At 71.3% G+C, this 21081-nt stretch carries 21 protein-coding genes, 1 pseudogene and 1 riboswitch; of the genes and pseudogenes, 8 read left to right on the plus strand and 14 right to left on the minus strand.

Annotated features, from left to right (window positions below):
* Position 1: 1 nt before the first annotated feature.
* The 7 genes and pseudogenes from BIV25_RS30635 to BIV25_RS54620 all read right to left on the minus strand — a co-directional run.
* Positions 2 to 1693 carry a sigma-70 family RNA polymerase sigma factor gene (locus BIV25_RS30635; protein WP_107486408.1) on the minus strand — a complete coding sequence of 564 codons (1692 nt, stop codon included), beginning with the start codon at positions 1691 to 1693 and terminating at the stop codon, positions 2 to 4.
* A 32-nt stretch (positions 1694 to 1725) separates the two neighbouring features.
* Positions 1726 to 3051, minus strand: a complete 1326-nt coding sequence (locus BIV25_RS30640; protein ID WP_071375706.1) for an alginate lyase family protein — start codon at positions 3049 to 3051, stop codon at positions 1726 to 1728.
* 100 nt (positions 3052 to 3151) lie between these two features.
* Positions 3152 to 3664, minus strand: a complete 513-nt coding sequence (locus BIV25_RS30645) for a hypothetical protein (RefSeq protein WP_071375707.1) — start codon at positions 3662 to 3664, stop codon at positions 3152 to 3154.
* Between the two features lie 49 nt (positions 3665 to 3713).
* Complete coding sequence (locus BIV25_RS30650; protein ID WP_071375708.1) at positions 3714 to 4166, minus strand: hypothetical protein; 453 nt, start codon at positions 4164 to 4166, stop codon at positions 3714 to 3716.
* A gap of 102 nt (positions 4167 to 4268) precedes the next feature.
* Positions 4269 to 5462, minus strand: coding sequence for a PotD/PotF family extracellular solute-binding protein (locus tag BIV25_RS53360; RefSeq protein WP_071375709.1), 1194 nt, complete (start codon positions 5460 to 5462; stop codon positions 4269 to 4271).
* 98 nt (positions 5463 to 5560) lie between these two features.
* Positions 5561 to 5857 carry a hypothetical protein gene (locus BIV25_RS53365; protein WP_071375710.1) on the minus strand — a complete coding sequence of 99 codons (297 nt, stop codon included), beginning with the start codon at positions 5855 to 5857 and terminating at the stop codon, positions 5561 to 5563.
* A gap of 40 nt (positions 5858 to 5897) precedes the next feature.
* Positions 5898 to 6122: pseudogene (locus BIV25_RS54620) on the minus strand (transcriptional regulator); the annotation flags it as partial.
* On the opposite strand from BIV25_RS54620, the gene BIV25_RS30665 reads away from it, so the two are divergent.
* On the plus strand, positions 6097 to 6459 hold the full coding sequence (locus BIV25_RS30665) for an aldo/keto reductase (RefSeq protein ID WP_256256294.1): 363 nt from the start codon (positions 6097 to 6099) through the stop codon (positions 6457 to 6459). The pseudogene BIV25_RS54620 and the gene BIV25_RS30665 sit on opposite strands and share 26 nt — an antisense overlap.
* A gap of 55 nt (positions 6460 to 6514) precedes the next feature.
* On the opposite strand, the gene BIV25_RS30670 is transcribed toward BIV25_RS30665, so the two are convergent.
* Complete coding sequence (locus tag BIV25_RS30670; protein ID WP_071375712.1) at positions 6515 to 7954, minus strand: gamma-aminobutyraldehyde dehydrogenase; 1440 nt, start codon at positions 7952 to 7954, stop codon at positions 6515 to 6517.
* A gap of 180 nt (positions 7955 to 8134) precedes the next feature.
* On the opposite strand from BIV25_RS30670, the gene BIV25_RS30675 reads away from it, so the two are divergent.
* The 6 genes from BIV25_RS30675 (at position 8135) to BIV25_RS30700 (ending at position 13789) form a co-directional block, all read left to right on the plus strand.
* Positions 8135 to 8656: an Lrp/AsnC family transcriptional regulator gene (locus BIV25_RS30675; RefSeq protein ID WP_071375713.1), complete on the plus strand. Its 522-nt coding sequence runs from the start codon at positions 8135 to 8137 to the stop codon at positions 8654 to 8656.
* Positions 8641 to 10023, plus strand: a complete 1383-nt coding sequence (locus BIV25_RS30680; RefSeq protein ID WP_079176987.1) for an aspartate aminotransferase family protein — start codon at positions 8641 to 8643, stop codon at positions 10021 to 10023. The genes BIV25_RS30675 and BIV25_RS30680 overlap by 16 nt, the downstream gene beginning before the upstream one ends.
* A 199-nt stretch (positions 10024 to 10222) precedes the next feature.
* Positions 10223 to 10963 (plus strand): ABC transporter ATP-binding protein, encoded by a 741-nt coding sequence (locus BIV25_RS30685; protein ID WP_071375715.1) that lies wholly within the window; start codon positions 10223 to 10225, stop codon positions 10961 to 10963.
* The gene (locus BIV25_RS30690; RefSeq protein WP_071375716.1) at positions 10945 to 12288 is read left to right on the plus strand and encodes a hypothetical protein; all 1344 of its coding nucleotides are present in this window, start codon (positions 10945 to 10947) and stop codon (positions 12286 to 12288) included. Before BIV25_RS30685 ends, BIV25_RS30690 begins: the two co-directional genes overlap by 19 nt.
* A gap of 123 nt (positions 12289 to 12411) precedes the next feature.
* The gene (locus BIV25_RS30695; protein ID WP_071375717.1) at positions 12412 to 12819 is read left to right on the plus strand and encodes a VOC family protein; all 408 of its coding nucleotides are present in this window, start codon (positions 12412 to 12414) and stop codon (positions 12817 to 12819) included.
* A gap of 274 nt (positions 12820 to 13093) precedes the next feature.
* On the plus strand, positions 13094 to 13789 hold the full coding sequence (locus BIV25_RS30700; RefSeq protein WP_177235476.1) for an LAETG motif-containing sortase-dependent surface protein: 696 nt from the start codon (positions 13094 to 13096) through the stop codon (positions 13787 to 13789).
* Positions 13790 to 13872: 83 nt separating this feature from the next.
* Here BIV25_RS30700 and BIV25_RS30705 read toward each other — a convergent pair whose 3' ends face one another.
* The 6 genes from BIV25_RS30705 to BIV25_RS30730 all read right to left on the minus strand — a co-directional run bounded on the left by BIV25_RS30705 (position 13873) and on the right by BIV25_RS30730 (position 20059).
* Positions 13873 to 14670, minus strand: coding sequence for a maleylpyruvate isomerase N-terminal domain-containing protein (locus BIV25_RS30705; protein WP_071375718.1), 798 nt, complete (start codon positions 14668 to 14670; stop codon positions 13873 to 13875).
* Positions 14671 to 14694: 24 nt separating this feature from the next.
* On the minus strand, positions 14695 to 15717 hold the full coding sequence (locus BIV25_RS30710; RefSeq protein ID WP_071375719.1) for an ABC transporter ATP-binding protein: 1023 nt from the start codon (positions 15715 to 15717) through the stop codon (positions 14695 to 14697).
* A gap of 20 nt (positions 15718 to 15737) precedes the next feature.
* Positions 15738 to 17339, minus strand: coding sequence for an iron ABC transporter permease (locus tag BIV25_RS30715; protein WP_071375742.1), 1602 nt, complete (start codon positions 17337 to 17339; stop codon positions 15738 to 15740).
* 47 nt (positions 17340 to 17386) lie between these two features.
* On the minus strand, positions 17387 to 18469 hold the full coding sequence (locus BIV25_RS30720) for a thiamine ABC transporter substrate binding subunit (protein ID WP_071375720.1): 1083 nt from the start codon (positions 18467 to 18469) through the stop codon (positions 17387 to 17389).
* 68 nt (positions 18470 to 18537) lie between these two features.
* Positions 18538 to 18646: riboswitch (TPP riboswitch) on the minus strand.
* Positions 18647 to 18699: 53 nt separating this feature from the next.
* Complete coding sequence (rlmN, locus tag BIV25_RS30725; RefSeq protein WP_071375721.1) at positions 18700 to 19806, minus strand: 23S rRNA (adenine(2503)-C(2))-methyltransferase RlmN; 1107 nt, start codon at positions 19804 to 19806, stop codon at positions 18700 to 18702.
* 43 nt (positions 19807 to 19849) lie between these two features.
* Positions 19850 to 20059 carry a hypothetical protein gene (locus BIV25_RS30730; protein WP_071375722.1) on the minus strand — a complete coding sequence of 70 codons (210 nt, stop codon included), beginning with the start codon at positions 20057 to 20059 and terminating at the stop codon, positions 19850 to 19852.
* Positions 20060 to 20330: 271 nt separating this feature from the next.
* On the opposite strand from BIV25_RS30730, the gene BIV25_RS30735 reads away from it, so the two are divergent.
* Positions 20331 to 20996 (plus strand): YceI family protein, encoded by a 666-nt coding sequence (locus BIV25_RS30735; protein ID WP_071375723.1) that lies wholly within the window; start codon positions 20331 to 20333, stop codon positions 20994 to 20996.
* Positions 20997 to 21081 lie beyond the last annotated feature (85 nt).

The following is a 21081-nucleotide window of genomic DNA, read 5'->3' on the forward strand; positions in this document are numbered from 1 at the left end:
GCTAGACATCGGACCGCTGGGCCACCGTCGAGGTGTCGGCCGGGGTGGCGCGGGTGAGGTACTGCGGGACCGGGGTGTCGTCCCTGCCGGTGTCGCGGACCAGTCCATAGCGCCCGGCGCCCTGCGCGGGGCCGGTCGTGACGTCCTTCTCGACGGCGTCCCAGGTGCTCGGCAGGACGCTCAGGCCGTAGTCGGCGCCGCGCTCGTTCTGGGTGAGAGTGACGGCGCCGTCGAGGTAGAAGTACTCGTTCTGCCACATCTGCTGTGTCCCGGGCGGCAGGACGTCGTAGCCGACGGCCCTGCTGCCCATGCCGGTGGCGGTGGGGTCGGTGGTGCTCACGGGGTCGTCCATGCGCCGCCCGCCGCCCGAGGCCACATGGAAGAGCTTGCCCGTCAGCCCCGTCCAGGCCGGCATGACCAGGCTGCCGGAGCGGTACTGCGGCGAGATCTGCCAGCGGACCAGCACATAACCCTGCCCGCGCAGCGTCACGCGCTCCCCGCGGTGGTTCAGCACGGCGTGCGCGCCGCCGGTGCTCATGACGCCGGCCGCGGGCCGGCGGGGCAGGGCGGCCGGCCGCATGTCCGGGGCCGGCGCCCGGTCGACGGCGTCGACGACCGTGCCGTAGACAGTGGTGGGCGAGACGGACCGGGCCGGAGTCGGGGCGAGGGACGGGGACGGGGACGGCGGCCGGAGCGCCGGCGGGGTCACGGCCGTACCGCTCGCCGTGGACGTGACGGCCGGACCGCTCTCGGGCCGCTGGTGGTCCGGGGCGCGTACGGCGATGTAGGCGCCGCCCGCCACGACGGTCGCCCCCGCCGCCAGGGCCACGGCGGGCTTGGTCAGCATGCCGAACACCTTCGCCGACCAGCCCACGGAGGTGGCGGCCGCGGCCGTCCTGCCGCCGAGCGCGAGGGACAGCGCGAACCCCGCCGGGACCGGTACCAGGGCGAGGCCGACCAGCAGCCGCTCCGCCGGGACCAGGGACTCGGGGGCGTCTGCGCAGTAGCCGCAGCCGCGCAGATGCCGGGCCAGCCGTTTGCGCCAGACGGAGTCGGGCCGCCCGTCCCAGCGGGCGGTCAGCCCGCCCAGCTCCGGGCACGCCCCGTCCAGCGCGCGTACGATGCCGCGCGCCGTCTCCAGGCGCCCCTTGAGCCGCTGGACGCGCACGGCGGCGTGCTGCCGGCTGATGCCGAGGCCCTCCGCCAGTTCGCGCCGGGTCAGCTCGCCCGCGACCTCCAGCCACCACAGCGACACCAGCTGCTGGTCCTCGTCGTCCAGCCACCGCACGGCCTGCGCGACCTCGCGTCGCTGCCCCTCCAACTGCAGCCGAAGTACGGTGAGTTCGGCGAAGTCGGTGGTGTCCCGGGCGGCGTCCTCGGCGAGCCGGTCGGCAGGGCGGCGGCGGGCCCGGTCCCGGATCTGCCGCATGGCGATGGCCACCAGCCAGGACCGGAAGCTGTCCGGGTCACGCAGCGAACCGAGGTTGCCGACGGCGCGCAGCATGGTCTCCTGCACGACGTCGTCGACGTCCGCGTGGCCGCCCAGGGCGCGGCCGACGATGTTGTAGACGAGCGGCAGCCAGCCCGCGGTCAGGTCGTCCAGCGCCCGCCGGTCGCCTCCTTGCGCGGCCGCGACCGTGTCCCGCCAGTCCCGCTCGTCCCGTAGGCCCTGTCCGCCCCGCGCGTCCCGCACGTCCACCGCCGATCCCGTCCCGCGTGCCCGTCTCACTTGCTGTAGAGCAGCGTCCCGAAGCCGAGCTGGTCATAGCCTCCGCTGTTGGGCCCGTAGTCACCGCCTCCGCCCTCCGCGCGCACCTTCTCGGCCATGGCCGTGACGTGCGGCGTGGCGAGCCGACGGCGGCGGGCGTAGTGGTGGTGCAGGATCTCCCAGACGGGGCGGAGCTGGCCACGGGCCGTGGCGGAGATCACGGTCTGCTCGCACCACTTGCCGTGCCCGTTGCCCGAGCGCCAGGCGTACGGCGTGAAGGGCACGTCCCCGCCGAGGTTGTAGCGGGCGACGTACTCGGCGGCGTGCAGGAAGCGGTTGTCGTCGTAGCCGTAGAGGTCGACGCCCTGGTTCCAGGCCATCTCGCAGATCGCGCCGAGCAGGCCGATGCCCATGATGCTGTGCCCCTGGTCGCGGCCGCTCTCCTGCCACTGGGCGAGGCCCTGGCCGGCGTAACGGAAGGGAATGGCGTTCCGGAAGGAGCCGTTGCCCTGGCCGTGCTTCAGATACGTCACGGCGCCGCGGAACAGGGCGTGGTCGTCGAGGAGGATCCCGATGGCCATGACCGAGGCGAGGTTGCACAGGTCCCAGTTGGCCCAGTAGTTGGAGATGACGGCGTCGTTGTGGCGGGTCAGGAAGTCGATGTTCATCGGGTAGAAGAGCGTGCGCAGCATCTTCCTGAAGCGCGCGAACTCGAAGTCCGGGTGGTCGCGGACGAGTTCGGCGGCGTTGGCGAACTGGTAGCCGTAGATCCCGGCGGCGAGGAAGCGGTCGGCGTTGCCGGTGAGCTTGGTCAGGGTGGCCGACCAGGTGTTGAGGAGGGCGACGGCCGTGTCGCCGTTGGCCCTGGTGCCGGCGATCCGCCAGCGCAGGGCGTTCTGGTAGGCGGCGTGGATGTCGTTGTAGAGGACGGTGTAGTTCTGGCCGGGCACGGCGCCGCGGACGACGGTGGCCTGCGGGCGGGGCCGCCAGGTGCTCGCGGAGTGCGGATTGGCGGTCAGCCTTCGCCAGCCGGCCAGCCAGGGGTCCTGGCCGGCGGCGACACGGACCTTGGCGCGGTGCAGATCACCGGCGTTGTGCAGCAGGCCGGGGTGGGCGAAGCGCGTCCGCTCGGCCGACGTCGTGGCGGCGGCGCTCGCGGAGAGGCTCGCGGAAGGGCTCGCGCCGGCCGCGCCGGGGGACTGCGCCGCGTCCGCACCGGTGCCGGAGAACGCGGCGATCCCACCGCCGAGCACTCCGGCCGCCGCGAGTCCGCCGCCGACGGTGAAGAGGCCCCGGCGGCTGAGGCGGTGCTTGCTGACGTGCTGGTGGGCGGGGCTGGGCATGAGGGGGACTCCGCGCGTGAGGGAACGGTGACGTGCGAGGAGACGGAGTGGAGGGGGCGCGGATAACAGTTTTTTGCGCACCGGCGGGCCCGCCCGGCGGTCAACCGCCGACGGCCGGCCGGGTCAGCGCCTCCAGTCGCTTGATCTTCTTCCGTACGACGTACAGCGGGACGACGCCGAAGACCCCGAAGGACATGTCGATCAGGCTCCACCAGAAGGGGATCGCGCGGATCGGCCCGCAGATCAGGGCCAGCGGGATGATCCCGGCGCAGGCGATCATCCCGAACTCGACGACCCAGATGTTGCGGACGGGGTCACGGTAGGGCCCGTAGAAGGCGACGGCGATGACGAGGTGGGCGAAGGCCAGCCAGTCGGTGCCGTAGAGGAGGAACGGGTAGTCGGCGTCGGCGGTGTCGAGCCCGTGTCGCACCCGAACGATCCAGTCCATCAGCCCCGGCAGCCGTTCCGGCACGGACAGCGCGCGCAACAGGCTCTCGGTCCAGCGCAGTTCGTGCACGAGCGGGAAGGCGGTGGCCCCGCTGAGGACGAGACACACCACGAAGAGGACCAACCAGACGCGAATGCCCTTGAGCAGGGCGGCTCTGTCGCTCATGACGGCAGCCTACGCCGACAATTGAACACGTTCAAAAGTGCCCGCACCCTTACGGCAGGTCGCCACGCCCCAGCCACGCCGGCCTGACCGGCACACCGTCCGCGTACCGCTCGACGTCCTCGCCCTGCGCGACCGCCTCCGCCGCTCCACCGGACGCGTCCGCCGGTGCGTCCGGCGCGGTGCCGTGCGCGCCCGGCGCTTCCTCGGGCTCCGGGGCGGCGACGGGCGCCGCGGAGTCCGCCAGCAGCTCCGCCACCGTGAACCGGGTGGCGAACGACTGCCATCCACCGTCGACGACGAGCAGGAGTCCGTCACCGTCCCTGAGAAGCCTTCGGCGCCTGGGACTTCTCGGATGCTCGGGCGAGTAGCTCCTCGCCCGCCGCTCCAGCTCCGCGAGCGCCTCGGCACGGGATCCGGTGACGTGCGCCAGGACGTACGCCTCGATGTGCTTGTGGTCTCCGGACCCCACGGTCGTCTCGATGACCAGCCCCCAGGTCGTCATGCTCCCCGCCCGCCCTCTTGATGTTCGTACGGCTGCTTACGGTAGAGGGACGGCAGTTGGCCCACTTCCCCGGACCGGCGGTGGTCGTCCGGCACTGCGGTTTCACAACCCCACGATCGTGTTCCACCGCCTGGCGAACTCCACCCGTTCCGTGGAGGTGATGTCGCGGGCGATGGCGAGGCGCCGGCGCATGGTGGTGTCCGGGAAGATGAGGGGGTTGTCGGCGAGGGCGGCGGTGTCCTTGTCCTTGGAGGACGCCAGGACTTCCTTCGCCGCGGGGACCGGGCAGACGTAGTTGACCCAGGCGGCGAGCTTCGCGGCGGTCTCGGGGTCGTAGTAGTAGTCGATCAGGCGCTCGGCGTTGGCCTTGTGGCGGGCGCGGTTGGGGATCATCAGGGAGTCCGACCACAGCTCGGCGCCCTCCTCGGGGACGACGAAGCGGATGTCGGGGTTGTCCGCCTGGAGTTGGATGACGTCGCCGGAGTAGGCCTGGCAGGCGAGCACATCGCCGCTGACCAGGTCCTTGGTGTAGTCGTTGCCGGTGAAGCGGCGGATCTGGCCGCGGTGGACCTGCCGTTCGACCTCGTCGCAGACGTCGTGGAAGTCGGCCGCCGTCCATCGGGTGATGTCCACGCCGTTGCCCTGCATGAGCAGCGCGAAGGACTCGTCCAGGCCGGACAGAAGGGTCACGCGGCCCTTGAGGTCGCTCGCCCAGAGGTCCTTCACATGACGGATCTCGCGGCCCAGCTTCTTGCGGTTGTATGCGATGCCGGTGATGCCCGACTGCCAGGGCACGGTGGACAGGCGGCCCTTGTCGAAGGCCGGGGAGCGCAGCAGCGGGTCGAGGTACTTCGCGACGTTCGGCTGGTGGGCGCGGTCCATCCGCTGTACCCAGCCGAGGCGCACGAACCGGGCGCACATCCAGTCGCTGATGACGATCAGGTCGCGGCCGGTGGACTGGTGGTTCATCAGCGCGGGGCTGATCTTGCCGAAGAACTCGTCGTTGTCGTTGATCTCCTCGACGTAGTCGACGGAGATGCCGGCGCGTTTCTGGAAGGCCTCCAGCGTGGGCCGCCGGTTCGGGTCCCTGTCGTCGGTGTCGATGTAGAGCGGCCAGTTCGCCCAGGTCAGCTTCTTGTCGGCCGCGGAGTCGTCCGGGACGGCGCGGTCGCCGGGCTGCACGTAGGCGGCGGGCACCCCGCAGCCGGCCAGCGCGCCGAGCGCGGCGGTGCCGCCGAGGGCGCGCAGCAGGGAGCGGCGGGACGTCACGGACGTACGAGAGGAAGTCTGGGGCACCCCGGAAGGATGCCCTCCCGCCCGCTGAACGGACAATCGACGCTGCGTCGAGCATGCCCCCGCCTGTCCGACACCTTGTCGATCGGCGGCGGTCATGCTCAGGTCAGACCCCAGCTTCCGACGAGTCCCAGCGCCTCGGCCGCTCCCGGTACGGGCGCCGGGAGGTAGCTGACGAGAACCTGGCCCGGCTCGGGCGTGTGCAGCACCTCGAAGTCCAGGGTGAGCGGTCCGACCAGCGGATGGCACAGGGCGTAGCAGCCGGGGCCCTTGTCCGCCACGTCCTGGCGGGCCCACAGCGCGGCGAACTCCTCGCTCTTCATGGCGAGCGTGCCGATGAGGGCGGCCAGTTCGGGATCGTCGGGATACCGGCCCACGCTGACCCGCAGGAACGCCACCGTCGCTGCCGCCTTCGGCCCCCCAGCTGTCCGCGAACAGGGCACGGTAGCGCGGTTCCAGGAAGATCAGGTGCGCGAACGTACGCCGCTGCGCCGGTACTTCGCCGAAGTCGCCGACGACCGCGGCGGCGAGCGCGTTCCAGGCCAGCACCTGGGTGAGGTGGCCGCAGACGTAGGCGGGGCCGGGCTGGGCGTCGAGCAGCCGGCGCAGGGACGGCCGTATCTCCGCCGAGCCCGAGATCGACTGGGCCGCCGACCACGGCACCGGCGTGATCCCTTACCAGCCGCTGCACTCGGGCCTGCTCAGCGGGACCTTCACCCGGGAACGGCCGGCCTCCCTGGACCCGTCCGACTGGCGGCGCACCCACCCGGACTTCACGACGGACCTGGACACCAACCTCCGTACGGTGGACCGGCTCCGGACGGTCGCGCAGGCGCACGGTACGGCGGTGGGGGCGGTGGCGATCGCGTGGGTACTGGCCCGCAGGGGCGTCACGGGGGCGATCGCGGGAGCGCGGCGCCCGGAGCAGACGGCGGACTGGGCGCGGGCGGCCACCCTCCGGCTCACCGAGGAGGAGCTGGAGTTCGTGGCGGCGCGGTGACACACCGAGGCCCCGGGCAGGGAGGCACCCTGTCCGGGGCCGGTGTTCCCGGGCCTTACTCGCCCAGCGACGTCATCACGTGCTTGATGCGCGTGTAGTCCTCGAACCCGTACGCCGAGAGGTCCTTGCCGTAGCCGGACTTCTTGAAGCCGCCGTGCGGCATCTCGGCGACCAGCGGGATGTGGGTGTTGATCCACACGCAGCCGAAGTCGAGCCGCTTGGACATGCGCATCGCGCGGGCGTGGTCCTTGGTCCAGACGGAGGAGGCCAGGGCGTAGTCCACGCCGTTGGCCCACTCGACCGCCTGGTCCTCGTCCGTGAAGGACTGGACGGTGATGACCGGCCCGAAGACCTCGTTCTGGATGATCTCGTCGTCCTGCTTCAGGCCGGAGACGACGGTCGCGGCGTAGAAGTAGCCCTTGTCGCCGACCCGCTGGCCGCCCGCCTCGACCTTGGCGTGGGCGGGCAGGCGCTCGATGAAGCCGGCGACCTGCTTGAGCTGGTTCGGGTTGTTCAGGGGGCCGTACAGCACGTCCTCGTCGTCCGGCTGACCCGTCTTCGTCTCGGCGGCGGCCTTGGCGAGCGCGGCCACGAACTCGTCGTGGACGGACTCCTGGACGAGGACGCGGGTCGCGGCCGTACAGTCCTGGCCGGCGTTGAAGAAGCCCGCCACGGAGATGTCCTCGACGGCCTTGGCGATGTCGGTGTCCTCGAAGACGACGACGGGGGCCTTGCCGCCCAGCTCCAGGTGGACCCGCTTGAGGTCCTTGGACGCGGACTCGGCCACCGACATGCCCGCGCGGACCGAGCCGGTGATCGACGCCATCGCCGGGGTGTCGTGCTCGACCATCAGGCGGCCGGTGTCACGGTCGCCGCAGACGACGTTGAAGACACCCTTGGGCAGGATCGAGCCGATGATGTCGGCGATCAGGACGGTGGAGGCCGGGGTGGTGTCCGACGGCTTGAGGACGACCGTGTTGCCCGCGGCGATCGCCGGGGCGAACTTCCATACGGCCATCATCATCGGGTAGTTCCACGGGGCGACCTGGGCGCAGACGCCGACCGGCTCGCGGCGGATGATCGAGGTCATCCCGTCCATGTACTCACCGGCCGCGCGGCCCTCCAGCAGCCGCGCCGCACCCGCGAAGAAGCGGATCTGGTCGACCATCGGCGGGATCTCCTCGGAGCGGGTGAGCCCGACCGGCTTGCCCGTGTTCTCCACCTCGGCCGCGATCAGTTCCTCGGCGCGCTCCTCGAAGGCGTCGGCGATCTTCAGCAGTGCCTTCTGCCGCTCGGCGGGCGTCGTGTCGCGCCAGGCCGGGAAAGCGGCGGCGGCGGCCTCCATGGCGGCGTCCACGTCCGCCGCACCGGACAGCGGCGCGGTCGCGTACGCCTCGCCCGTCGCCGGGTTGACCACCTCGGTCGTCCGTCCGTCGGCGGCGTCCCGGAACTCACCGTTGATGTAGTTGCGCAGACGACGCAGCTCGGTGCTCACACCGGCCTCCTGATTCAGGTACTCGCTGTTACTCGCTGTCCGATTACTGAGACACCCACCCTAGTCGCCAGGCCCACGTTTTCAACACCCCCAGCCGGGCCACTTCTGCGAAATCCGCAAGCTTCGGAGCCAGAAACAACGAATTTCATCGCTGGAGGGTTGCGGAACTGTCGAGACCTCGTGCACAGTGAGGTCGTGGCCAGTCGAAGCGCAGACCAGAGGGACTCCACCCGCGAGTCCAGGAACGGCAACAGCCCCCAGCTGGACGCCGTCTCCCTCGCCATCATCCAGCAGCTCCAGGAGGACGGCCGCCGGCCGTACGCCGCGATCGGCAAGGCCGTCGGCCTGTCCGAGGCGGCCGTGCGCCAGCGCGTCCAGAAGCTGCTGGACCAGGGTGTGATGCAGATCGTCGCCGTCACGGACCCGCTCACCGTGGGCTTCCGCCGGCAGGCGATGGTCGGGATCAACGTCGAGGGCGACGTCGAGTCGATCGCGGACGCGCTGACCGCCATGTCGGAGGTCGAGTACGTGGTGATGACCGCGGGCTCGTTCGACATCCTCGCCGAGATCGTCTGCGAGGACGACGACCACCTGCTGGACGTCATCAACAAACGCATCCGGGCCCTGCCCGGGGTGCGCTCCACCGAAAGCTTCGTCTACCTGAAGCTGAAGAAGCAGACCTACATGTGGGGAACCCGATAACCGTGACCCAGAAGGACCTCAGCCGCACCGCGTACGACCACCTGTGGATGCACTTCACCCGCATGTCCTCGTACGAGAACTCCCCCGTCCCGACCATCGTCCGGGGTGAGGGCACCTACATCTACGACGACAAGGGCAAGCGCTACCTCGACGGTCTCGCGGGTCTGTTCGTGGTCCAGGCCGGTCACGGCCGCACGGAACTCGCCGAGACCGCCTTCAAGCAGGCCCAGGAGCTCGCCTTCTTCCCGGTGTGGTCCTACGCCCACCCGAAGGCCGTGGAGCTGGCCGAGCGCCTCGCCGACTACGCGCCGGGCGACCTGAACAAGGTCTTCTTCACCACCGGCGGCGGCGAGGCCGTCGAGACCGCCTGGAAGCTCGCCAAGCAGTACTTCAAGCTCAAGGGCAAGCCGACCAAGTACAAGGTCATCTCCCGCGCGGTCGCCTACCACGGCACCCCGCAGGGCGCCCTGTCCATCACGGGTCTGCCCGGTCTGAAGGCCCCCTTCGAGCCGCTCGTGCCGGGCGCGCACAAGGTGCCGAACACCAACATCTACCGCGCCCCGCTCTTCGGCGACGACCCCGAGGCCTTCGGCCGCTGGGCCGCCGACCAGATCGAGCAGCAGATCCTCTTCGAGGGCCCCGACACCGTCGCCGCGGTCTTCCTCGAGCCCGTGCAGAACGCCGGCGGCTGCTTCCCGCCCCCGCCCGGCTACTTCCAGCGCGTGCGCGAGATCTGCGACCAGTACGACGTCCTGCTCGTGTCGGACGAGGTCATCTGCGCCTTCGGCCGCCTCGGCACGATGTTCGCCTGCGACAAGTTCGGCTACGTCCCGGACATGATCACCTGCGCCAAGGGCATGACCTCGGGCTACTCCCCGATCGGCGCCTGCATCATCTCCGACAAGCTCGCCGAGCCGTTCTACAAGGGCGACAACACCTTCCTGCACGGCTACACCTTCGGCGGCCACCCGGTCTCCGCGGCCGTGGGTCTCGCCAACCTCGACCTGTTCGAGCGCGAGGGCCTCAACCAGCACGTGCTCGACAACGAGGGCGCCTTCCTGCAGACCCTGCAGAAGCTGCACGACCTGCCGATCGTCGGCGACGTCCGCGGCAACGGCTTCTTCTACGGCATCGAGCTGGTGAAGGACAAGCACACCAAGGAGTCCTTCAACGAGGAGGAGACCGAGCGCGTCCTGTACGGCTACCTCTCCAAGGCGCTGTTCGAGAACGGCCTGTACTGCCGTGCCGACGACCGCGGCGACCCGGTCGTCCAGCTCGCCCCGCCGCTGATCTCCAACCAGGAGACCTTCGACGAGATCGAGCAGATCCTGCGCGCGACGCTGACGGAGGCGTGGACGAAGCTCTGAGCCGCAGTCCTCTGATCAGCTGATCATCACCGGCCCCGGTACCGGCCGTTCGAGTGGGAACGGCGGCCCGGGGCCGTGTGCTGTCCGGCCTCCCGGCACCGGCTGCCTAGCGTTCCAGTGACCGATCGGCCCAGCCTTCGTTCCCCCGGACGAGGGAAGAGGCAAACGGGAAAACGGATCAGAACCGAGGTGTACGCCCATGGAGGCCCCACCGGACAACGACGTGCTCTGGGCGCGCTCGCTGCAGTACCGGCACCCTGACGGCTCCCCCGGGCTCGCGGGGGTCTCGCTCGCGGTGCGGGAGGGCGAGATCCTCGCCGTCACCGGCGCCCGCGGCAGCGGCAAGTCGACCCTGCTGTCGTGCCTGTCCGGCCTGCTGCCGGCGGGCGGCGGCGAGGTCTGGTTCAACAGCGTGCCCGTGCACACCCTCGGCCCGATGGCCCGGGAACGGCTGCGCCGGGACCGCTTCGGCTGGATCGACTCCGCCCCGGTCCTGATCCCCGAGCTGAACGCCTGGGAGAACACCGCGCTGCCCCTGATGCTGCGCGGCACCGGCCGCCGCCGGGCCAAGGTCGCCGCGCAGGAGTGGCTGGTGCGCCTCGACGTCGGCGACAAGGCCCGCTGCCGGCCGCACCAACTCCAGCAGGCCGAACGCCAGCGCGTCGCCATCGCCCGGGCACTGGCCACGGCCCCCACGGTCCTGTTCGCCGACGAGCCGACGGCCCCGCTGCACCACGCGGACGGCACCCATGTGCTGCGCACGCTCACCACGGCCGCCCGCTCGCACGGCATCACCGTCGTCCTCGCCACGACCGACCCCGGCACCGCGACCCTCGCGGACCGCACGGTCTCGCTGCTGGACGGCCGGCGCGTGCAGACCCTGTACCTGCCGGAGACCTCGCAGACGGAAGGCCGGGCCGCGTGCTCGCTCTCCGTCTGACCCGCGCGGCCCGGCCCGCCGTCCAGCTGCGCCGACTGCTGGTGGCGACGGCCACGGCGGGCACCGGCTTCCTCCTGCTGTCCTGCCTCGGCTACGCCCTGGACCACCCGGACTCGGCCCACGCCGCCACGCTGCGCCTGGTCTGGTGCTCGGTGCCGCTCGCCGCCACGGTGTACCTCGCCCTCGCCGTCGCCCGCACCGACCCCGCCACCAGGCCGCGCCCCGGACTGTCCGCGGCGGGCCTCGGCCCGGCCCGGCTGATGGCGGTCTCGGCCCTGACCACGACCCTGTCCTGCGCGCTGGGCTCGCTGCTCGCCCTGCTCGCCTTCCTCCACCTGCGCGGCGACCTGACCGGGCTGCCCTTCGACGGCGTGGCAGCCGGCTTCCTGGCCGCCGGCCGGCCCTTCCCGTTCCCGGCGGCCCTGACCCTGCTGACCCTGGTCCCGGTCACGGCGTCGGTCACGGTGGCGCTGTCCCTGCGCCCGCGTGACCCGCGCCGCGCCGCCCCGGGCCCGCGCAGATTCGGCCGCTTCGGGGCGTACGGCGAGGTGCGGGGCCGGGAGACGTTCGGGGCGTACGGGAGGTTCGGCGCGCGTCTGGGCCGTAGGACCGCGGTCGGCGACACGACCGCGCCGGGCCCCGGCACGGAAGCGAGCGACACCGGCCCGGAAGCGAGCGGCGAACCCGGTCCGGAACTCCCGGACCAGGACCCGGCCCCCGCGCCGGACTCCGCATGGGCCGACGGCACTCCCCCGCCTCCCCGGGGCGCCCCCGCCGGCCTGCCCTGGGGCATCACCCTCGTCACCGCCGGCCTCACGGTGCACGCCTACGCCGCCCGCCAGGACCTCGCCGTCCTCGGCGGCTGGCTCCTCATCGCCCTCGGGCTCGTCCTCGCCGCCCCCGGCCTCACCCACCTGTGCGGCCTGCTCCTGCAGTGCACCCGCCCCGGCGCCCTCCGGCTCCTCTCCGGCCGGGTGCTCATGTCGGAGGCCACCCGGATCGGCCGCCCCCTGGGCGTCGTCTGCGCGGTCGTGTCCGCCGGGTACGCCATGACGTCGCTGTACGCCGGCTCGGCGGCGGCGTTCGGCCCCCTGGCCACCCTCGGCGCGCTGCTCGTCACCGGCTGCACGGTCGCCACCCTGCTCACCGCGGCCGTGGAGACCCGCCAGTGCCGGGCCGACACCACCACCGCGCTGCTGCGGCTCGGCGCCCCGCCCTCGATGCTGCGCGTGGCCGCGGCCCTGCGCGCCGCGGCCCTGCTGGCCCTGTTCGGCCCGCTCACCCTCGGCGTCGCCGCTCTGGCGGCGCTGCCTGTGGGCCGCTGAGAGACAGCCGCGGAGAAGATCCGCCGAAAGACTTCCGCGGTCGCCGATGAGTTCGAGCCGACCCTCCGGTCTATCCCCTCGAACACGCTGACCCCAGCACACACACCACGGGAGAGAGACCCCATGTACCAGCAGATGATCTTCGTGAACCTGCCCGTGAACGACCTCGACGCCTCGAAGAGGTTCTTCACCGAGCTGGGCTACTCGATCAACGCCCAGTTCAGCGACGAGAAGGCGGCCTCCGTGGTGATCAGCGACACCATCGTCGCGATGCTGCTCACCAAGCCGTTCTACGCGACCTTCACCGACAAGGAGATCGCCGACGCCACGAAGACCAGCGAGGTGCTGGTCTGTCTCAGCGCGGAGAGCCGCGCGAAGGTCGACGAGCTGGTCGACAAGGCGATCGCGGCGGGCGCCACGGAGACCGGCCCGACCCAGGACCAGGGCTTCATGTACGGCCGCGCCTTCGACGACCTCGACGGCCACACCTGGGAGGTCATCTGGATGGACCCGGCGGTGATCGAGGGCTGAGCCCCGCGGACGTCACCGAACTGCCACGGGTCACGCGGCGAACCCGTCCCGTATCGCCCTCGTTGACCGGATCGAGCGGGCCCCGGAGGCGGTCAAACGTCCCGGTGGTTAATAAGCGGGTAAAGCCAACTGCTGTTGACGGCATATTCATTGACACTGCTTACGGAGCGCTTATAGACCTGTGAGCCTCCTGGGGGTGCTGGGGCGTCTCCCTCATCCGTCGCCGCAACTCCCCCTCAACCCCCCGCAGTTGTGCACTCTGTAAAGGACAAACGTGTCCATATCCCGCCGCAGCGCACGCCGTTCCGTGCGCATCCTGGGTGTTGCCTCCGCCTCTGCCGCCGTGGTCCTGGGCCTGTCCAGCACCGCGTCCGCGTGCACCATCAGTGAGTTCAAGGCCGAAGCCAAGTGCGACGGCAACAAGGGTGTCATCGTCGTGACCGACAACGACGCCTCCGGTACCCCCGCCACCGTCACCGTGTTCCGCACGAACAGCGGCGGGGTCGAGAAGCAGGTCGGCGAGCAGCCGGTCAAGGGCTCCGCCGAGGGCACCGCGGTCACCTTCCAGGAGAACTGGCAGCCGAACGCGACGTACCGCGTGCACGTCACGGCCAGCCCCTACGTCGACCAGGACATCACGCCTGCGCTGAGCACGCCGTCCACCGCCTGCAAGGGCGGGAGCTCCACCCCGACCCCGCCCGCCTCCACGACGCCGAAGCCGTCGCCGTCGGAGTCCACCCCGGCCCCGTCGGCGTCCCCGACCCCGTCGGACTCCGCCTCCGGCTCCGCCCCGGCGAGCGCGGCCCCGAGCAACGCGCCGTCCCCGGCCGCCGGCAGCTCGAACCTCGCCGAGACCGGTGCGAACTCCAACACCCCCCTGATCGCCGGAGTCGCGGGCGCGCTGGTCGTCGTCGGCGGCGGCGCGGTCTGGTTCGGCATGCGCCGTCGCGGGGCGCGCGGCAACGGCTGACCCCGCCCCTGCGCACCACCACCACGGCCCGTCCCCCTGGTCCTTCCCGGGGACGGGCCGCGGTCGTACGCCGGGACCTCCGCTCAGCCGAAGGTCGCGCGCGCCAGCCAGAACTCCAGCAGCTCCCGCTCGCCGAGGACCTCCAACCCGGGGCTGTCCAGCGGCAGTCGGCGGTAGAGGGCGAGCAGGACGGAGGTGAGCGGTCCGCGCAGGGCGACCGCGGCCTTCTCGTGCCCGCGCCGCCAGGCGATCACCTCGTCGCCCAGGTCGATCAGCCACTCGGCGTCCAGCGCCGCCTCGGTGTCGGTGGCGTGCAGATGGACGGTGCCGCCCGGCCGGCGCAGGTCCCGCGCCGGGTCCTCGGGCAGGGTGCGCTGCGCCCACTGGACGATCTCGAGCCACTCGTCGAGCGCGTCCGCGGCGATGTCCGGTCCGACCTCGTACGGCAGACCGGCCGCGAGCGTCGCGTCGGCGCGGTGCACGGTGATCTCGTGCGCCATCCGGCGGGCCCAGAAGCCGCTGTTCAGTACCCCGGCCCAGGCCCACACCGGGGTGTCCGGCCCGGCCTCGCGCAGCGCACCGACGACCAGGTCCCCGGTCCGGGCGAGCCATTCGTCCAGCGCGGCCGCGTCGCCCCTCTTCTCCGGGCCCCCGGCCAGCGGGACCCGCTCCGGCGGGACGTTCTCCTGCGCCCGGGTGCGGACCAGGGTGTCCACCCAGCGCAGGGCGCCGCCCATATGGCGTACGAGATCCTCCAACGACCAGTCCGGGCAGGTCGGCACGGTCGCGGACAGATCGGCGCCGGAGGTCACCACGGCCCTCAACTGGGTTACCTGGTGGGCGATTTCGTCACAGTATCGGTCATGCGCGAGCAACGTCATGCCCCTCACCCTAGGGGCGGGCGATCAGTCGAGCACGACGATTTCGGCCACGTCGAACGCCACGCCGACCACATCCCCGGCCTCCGGCGCCTCCCGCAGCCCGCACGCGGCCTCCAGGCGCGGCTGCCCGTCCCCCGGCTGGAGGTGGACGGCCACATGCGTGCCCTTGAAGGTGCGGGCGGTCACCGTGCACGGCAGGCCCGCGTCGGCCGCCACGAGCCGCACGCCGGCGGGCCGGACCAGCACGCTGCGCGCGCCCTGCGGGGAGCCCTCGGGCACCGGGAGCTTGCCCCACGGGCTGTCGGCGGCCGTACCGGCGACGGTCGCCTCGGCCACGTTCTCGAAGCCGAGGAAGCGGGCCACGAACGCGTCGGCGGGCCGCTGCCAGACATCGAGGGGCGTACCGGTCTGGGCGATCCGCCCGTCCCGCATCACCACCACCCGGTCGGCCAGCGCGAACGCCTCGCCCTGGTCGTGGGTCACGGCGAGCACGGTCGTCCCCAACCGGCCGAACAGTTCCCGCAGTTCGACCACCAGGCGTTCGCGCAGCGAGCGGTCGAGCTGGCCGAGCGGCTCGTCCAGCATCAGCAGCCGGGGCCGGGGCGCGAGCGCGCGGGCGAGGGCCACGCGCTGCTGCTCACCGCCGGACAGGGAGGCCACGGCCCGCCGCGCCGCCCCGGGCAGCCCGACCAGCTCCAGCAACTGCGCGACCTCGGCGTCCCGTTCGCCCTTGGCGACGCCGCGCACGCGCGGCCCGAAGGCGACGTTCGCGCCGACGTCCCGCTGGGGGAAGAGCTGGTGGTCCTGGAACATCAGGCCGACGCCGCGCTTGTGCGCGGGGACGCCCGTCCGGTCACGGCCGTCGAGCAGGACGCGTCCGGCGGACAGGGGCTGGAGCCCGGCGACCGCCCGCAGCAGCGTGGACTTGCCGCTGCCGCTGGGCCCGAGCACGCACACCACCTCGTGCTCGGCGACATCGAGGTCGACCGCGTCGAGCACCGCCCGCCCGCCGAAGCGCACGGTCGCGGCATCGAGGCTGAGCAGCATCAGAACTCCCCCGTCGGCATCTAGAACTCCCCCGTCCGGTCGGTGCGCAGCCGCTCCAGCAGGAGCAGCGCGGCGGCGCACACCACCATCAGAAGGGTCGAAAGGGCCATCGCCTGGCCGTAGTTGAGGTCTCCGGGGCGGCTGAGCAGCCGGGCCACGGCGACCGGGAGCGTGGGGTTGTCGGGCCGGGCGATGAACACGGTCGCGCCGAACTCGCCGAGCGAGACGGCGAACGCGAACCCGGCCGCGACCAGCAGCGCCCGCCGTACCAGCGGCAGATCCACCTCCCGCCACACCCGCCACGGCGAGGCCCCGAGCACGGCGGCGGCCTCCCGGAGCCGGCCGTCCACCGCGCGCAGCACGGGCAGCATGGTCCGTACGACGAAGGGGGCGCCGACCAGCGCCTGGGCGAGGGGGACGAGGATCCAGGACTGGCGCAGGTCCAGCGGCGGCTTGTCGAGGGCGATCAGGAAGCCGAAGCCGACGGTCACGGCGGAGACGCCGAGCGGCAGCATCAGCAGCGCGTCGAAGCTGCGGACCAGCCGTCCGGCGTCCCGGCGGGCGAGCGCGGCGGCAGCGAGGGCACCGATCACGACGGCGATGGCGGTGGCGGCGAGTGCGTACTGGAGCGAGGTCCACACCGCGTGGATCGGCGCCACCAGGAACGTACCGCCGTCGGAGCTGGTGAGGGCCCGGTAGTAGCCGAAGCCGGGGGCGTCGAGGGAGCGCTGGACGAGGACGGCGAGCGGCAGCACGAGGAGCAGCGCGACGGTGACGAGGACACCGGCGAGCAGCGCCCACTGCCCGCGCCCGCGCGGCCGCCGGACGGTGACCGCCGGATCGACGAGCCGCAGCGCCGTCTCGCGGCGCCGTACGGTCCGGGCGTGCACGGCGAGGATCGCGCCGACGGCGGCGAACTGCAGCAGGGTGAGGACGGCGGCCGTGGACAGGTCGAAGACCTCGGAGGTCTGCCGGTAGATCTCCACTTCGAGGGTGGAGAAGGTGGGGCCGCCGAGGATCTGGACGACGCCGAAGGAGGTGAAGGTGAACAGGAACACCATCAGCGCGGCGGCGGCCACGGCGGGCGCGAGCGCCGGCAGGGTGACCCTGCGCCAGGCGCCGAGCGGCGAGGCGCCCAGCATCCGGGCGGCCTCCTCCTGCCGGGGGTCGAGCTGGGCCCACAGCCCGCCGACGGTCCGTACGACGACGGCGTAGTTGAAGAAGACGTGGGCCAGCAGGATCGCCCACACCGTGGTGTCCAGCCGTACGCCCCACAGGTCGTCCAGCAGCCCGCCGTGCCCGACGAGGGCGAGGAAGGCGCTGCCGGCGACGACCGTCGGCAGCACGAACGGGACGGTGACCACGGCGCGCAGCACCTGCTTGCCCGGGAAGTCGAACCGGGCGAAGACGTAGGCGGCGGGCAGCGCGAGGAGCAGGGTGAGCGCGGTGGAGGCGAGCGCCTGCCAGGTCGTGAACCACAGCACGTGCCGGATGTCCGGCTGCGTGACCACGTCCGCGATCCGCCCGAACTGCCAGGCGCCGTCCACCTTCAGCCCGCGCGCGACGATCGCGGCGACCGGCCAGGCGAAGAACAGCGCGAAGAACGCGACGGGCAGGGCCATCAGCCCGAGCCGCGTCACGTTCCCGCGTATCCTCCGCCGGGGTTCGGCTACTTCAGTACGAGCGACGTCCACGCCTTGACCCACTGGTCGCGGTTGGCAGCGATCTTGCCGGGGGCCATCGTCTCGGGGTGCCGGGCGGCCGGGCCGTACTCGGTGAACTCGGCGGGCACCTTGGCCCCCTTCAGCACCGGGTAGACGTACATGTTGAGCGGCATGTCCTCCTGGAACTCCTTGGAGACCAGGAAGTCGATGAACGCCTTGGCGCCCTTGGGGTTCTCGGCGTTGCTCAGCAGCCCGGCGAACTCGATCTGCCGGAAGCAGGTGCCGTTCGCCACGCCGGTCGGGGCGGTGCTGGGCCGCTTCTTGGCGTAGATCACCTCGGCGGGCGGCGAGGACGCGTACGACACGACGAGCGGCCGGTCACCGCCCGCCTTCCTGCCCTCGGAGGAGCCGGAGAACTCCTGGTAGTAGGCCTGCTCCCAGCTGTCGACGACCTTGACGCCGTTGGCCTTCAGCTTCTTCCAGTAGTCCTGCCAGCCGGTGTCGCCGAACTGTGCGGCGCTGCCCAGCAGGAAGCCGAGGCCCGGCGAGGAGGTGGCCGCGTTCTCGGTGACCAGGAGGTTCTTGTACGCCGGCTTGGCCAGGTCGGCGAAGGACTGCGGCGGGGTCAGCCTGTGCTTGCTGAAGTACGCCTTGTCGTAGTTGACGCAGATGTCGCCGTAGTCGATCGGCGTGACCCGGTGCCGGCCCTTGTCCAGCTGGTAGGCGGCGCCGACCTGGTCGAGCCCCTTGGCCTGGTACGGCTGGAAGAGGCCGTTGTCGAGGGCGCGGGAGAGCAGGGTGTTGTCGACGCCGAAGAAGACGTCGCCCTGCGGGTTGTCCTTGGTCAGGATGGCCTTGTTGACCGCCTGCCCGGCGTCGCCGTCCTTGAGGACCGTGACCTTGTATCCGGTCTTCTTCTCGAAGTCCTGGAGCACGTTCTTGGAGACGGCCCACGAGTCGTGGCTGACGAGGGTGACGGTCTTGGAATCGGCTCCGCTCCTGGTGTCCGTGGAGCCGCACGCGGTCAGCGTCGGCATGGCGACGAGACCGAGGCCGACGGCGACGGCCACGAGGGTCTTGTTGTGCACTGGATGTCCTCCTGGGGTTGGCCAGGAAGAACGCGGCCCTGCCCGGATTTCCGGGCAGGGCGCAACAGCTTGAGTGATGACCGAACTTCCTACCCAGAATGACCTGGGCGAGGTTCAGAGGGTCTGCGGCCCTGTCCGCCGCACTCTCAGCGCTGTGGCGCTCCCCTGTCGGAATATGAAGGTGTCGATATGGAGATGTCGATATGAAGATGTGCGTGACGGTGGCCAGATTACCGCTCGGTGGCCGCCAGCTGACCACAGGCTCCGTCGATCTCCTGGCCCCGGGTGTCCCGGACGGTGACGGGCACCCCGTGGGCCGCGATGGCCTCGACGAACGCCTTCTCGTCCTCGGGCCGTGAGGCGGTCCACTTCGAGCCCGGCGTCGGGTTCAGCGGAATGAGGTTGACGTGCACGGGCTTGCCCCGCAGCAGCCGGCCGAGCCGGTCACCGCGCCAGGCCTGGTCGTTGATGTCGCGGATCAGCGCGTACTCGATGGACAGCCGGCGCCCGCTCTTCTCGACGTACTCGAACCCGGCGTCCAGCACCTCGCGCACCTTCCACCGCGTGTTCACGGGGACGAGGGTGTCGCGCAGCTCGTCGTCGGGAGCGTGCAGGGAGATCGCGAGCCGGCACTTGAAGCCCTCGTCGGCGAACCGGTGGATGGCCGGCACGAGCCCGACCGTCGAGACGGTGATGCCGCGCTGCGAGAGCCCGAGTCCGTCCGGCGCCGGGTCGGTGAGCGCGCGAATGGCCCCGACCACCCTCTTGTAGTTGGCGAGCGGCTCCCCCATGCCCATGAAGACGATGTTGGAGAGCCGGGCGGGCCCGCCGGGCACCTCGCCGTCCCGCAGCGCGCGCATGCCGTCGACGATCTGGTGGACGATCTCGGCCGTGGACAGGTTCCGGTCCAGACCCGCCTGTCCGGTGGCGCAGAACGGGCAGTTCATGCCGCAGCCCGCCTGCGAGCTGATGCACATGGTGACCCGGTCCGGGTAGCGCATCAGCACGGACTCGACCAGCGTGCCGTCGAACAGGCGCCACAGCGTCTTGCGGGTGGTGCCCTGGTCGGTGGCCAGATGCCGGACGACGGTCATCAGCTCCGGGAACAGTGCCTCACGCAGCTTCTCGCGCGACCCGGCGGGGATGTCCGTCCACTGCTCCGGGTCGTGCGCGTACCGCGCGAAGTAGTGCTGCGAGAGCTGCTTGGCGCGGAACGGCTTCTCACCGATCCCGGCCACCGCGTCCTTGCGCTCGGCGGGCGTGAGGTCGGCGAGATGCCGCGGCGGCTTCTTGGCTCCGCGCGGGGCGACGAAAGTGAGTTCTCCGGGCTTAGGCATGGCCCTACCAGTGTCGCAGATCCACTTGGGTGACCTGCGCTCCTCACAGGCAGGGGACGTTGGCGTAGCCCGGGTAGAAGTAGCGCCCGGCCGGGCCGGCGCTGTGGACGCAGCGGTCGAAGGCGGGGCTCTGGGGTTTCGGGCTCTCGGTGGCGGCGGTCGCGGTCGGAGCGGCGAAGGCGATCACCCCGAGGATCATCGCCGCCACCACGGAGTTCTTGCCCGGGATACCCCTCCGGAACGTCTTCATCATCGCCCTCCTTCGGGTCACGATTCCGCTTATCGTCGTATAGCTCCGATATCGCGTCAATACCTTAAATGAGGGCATTTGCGCTGAAAACCTGACGTAGATCTCGTCGGACGCCTGCCAGGCCGGTGGGACGGCCGCGGTGGTGACGGTCCGAACACAGCGAGTGCAACGTGCGAAGGGGACAACGAGCGACGTGTGAAATTCTGCCGACGAACGGTCGGGTTTCCTGGTCAGGCCTTGTCCTGTCCTTTGCCGTGCCGTAACAACTGGCGCCATGAACCTTTTCGGCCGCAATTCCTTTCACCGGCGCGCGCAGCCGTCCGCCGCGCCCGTGGCGACCGCGTCACCGGTGGCCGGCGCCACCGCCACCGCCGTACTGCCCGACCCCGCGCTGTCGGCTCTCACCGGCGAGTGGCTGATCGATCCCGCGCACAGCAGGATCGGGTTCTCCGTACGGCACGCGATGGTGACCACGGTGCGCGGCGCGTTCGCGCAGTACGAGAGCCGCCTGTACTTCGACGGCCGCGACCCGTCCCGGTCCCGGGCCGACATCGTGCTGTACACCTCCAGCATCGACACCGGCGTCGAGCAGCGGGACGCCCATCTGGCAGGCCGCCAGTTCCTGGACGCCGCAGCCCATCCGCGGATGACGTTCACGAGCACCACCGTGCGGCTCGTGGGCAAGGACGTCTACCGCATGACCGGCGACCTCACGATCAAGGACACCACCCGGCCGGTCGACCTGGACCTCACCTACATCGGCCATGTCACCGACGCGTTCGGCGACGAGCGGGTCGGCTTCGACGGCACCACCACGATCAACCGCTCCGACTGGGGCCTGAGCTACGACGCCCGGCTGGCCCAGGGCGGAGCCATGGTGAGCGAGACGGTCCGCCTCCAGTTCGACATCGCGGCGATCCGCACCACCTCCGCCGCCTGACCCCGGCGTACGGAAGTGCCCCCACCCTGCGTCCAGGGCGGGGGCACTTCCACGTACGGCCACCGGCGCAGTCGGCAGCAGGGAG

This window comes from Streptomyces sp. MUSC 14 (genome assembly GCF_001866675.1).
In the GTDB taxonomy this organism is placed as follows: domain Bacteria; phylum Actinomycetota; class Actinomycetes; order Streptomycetales; family Streptomycetaceae; genus Streptomyces.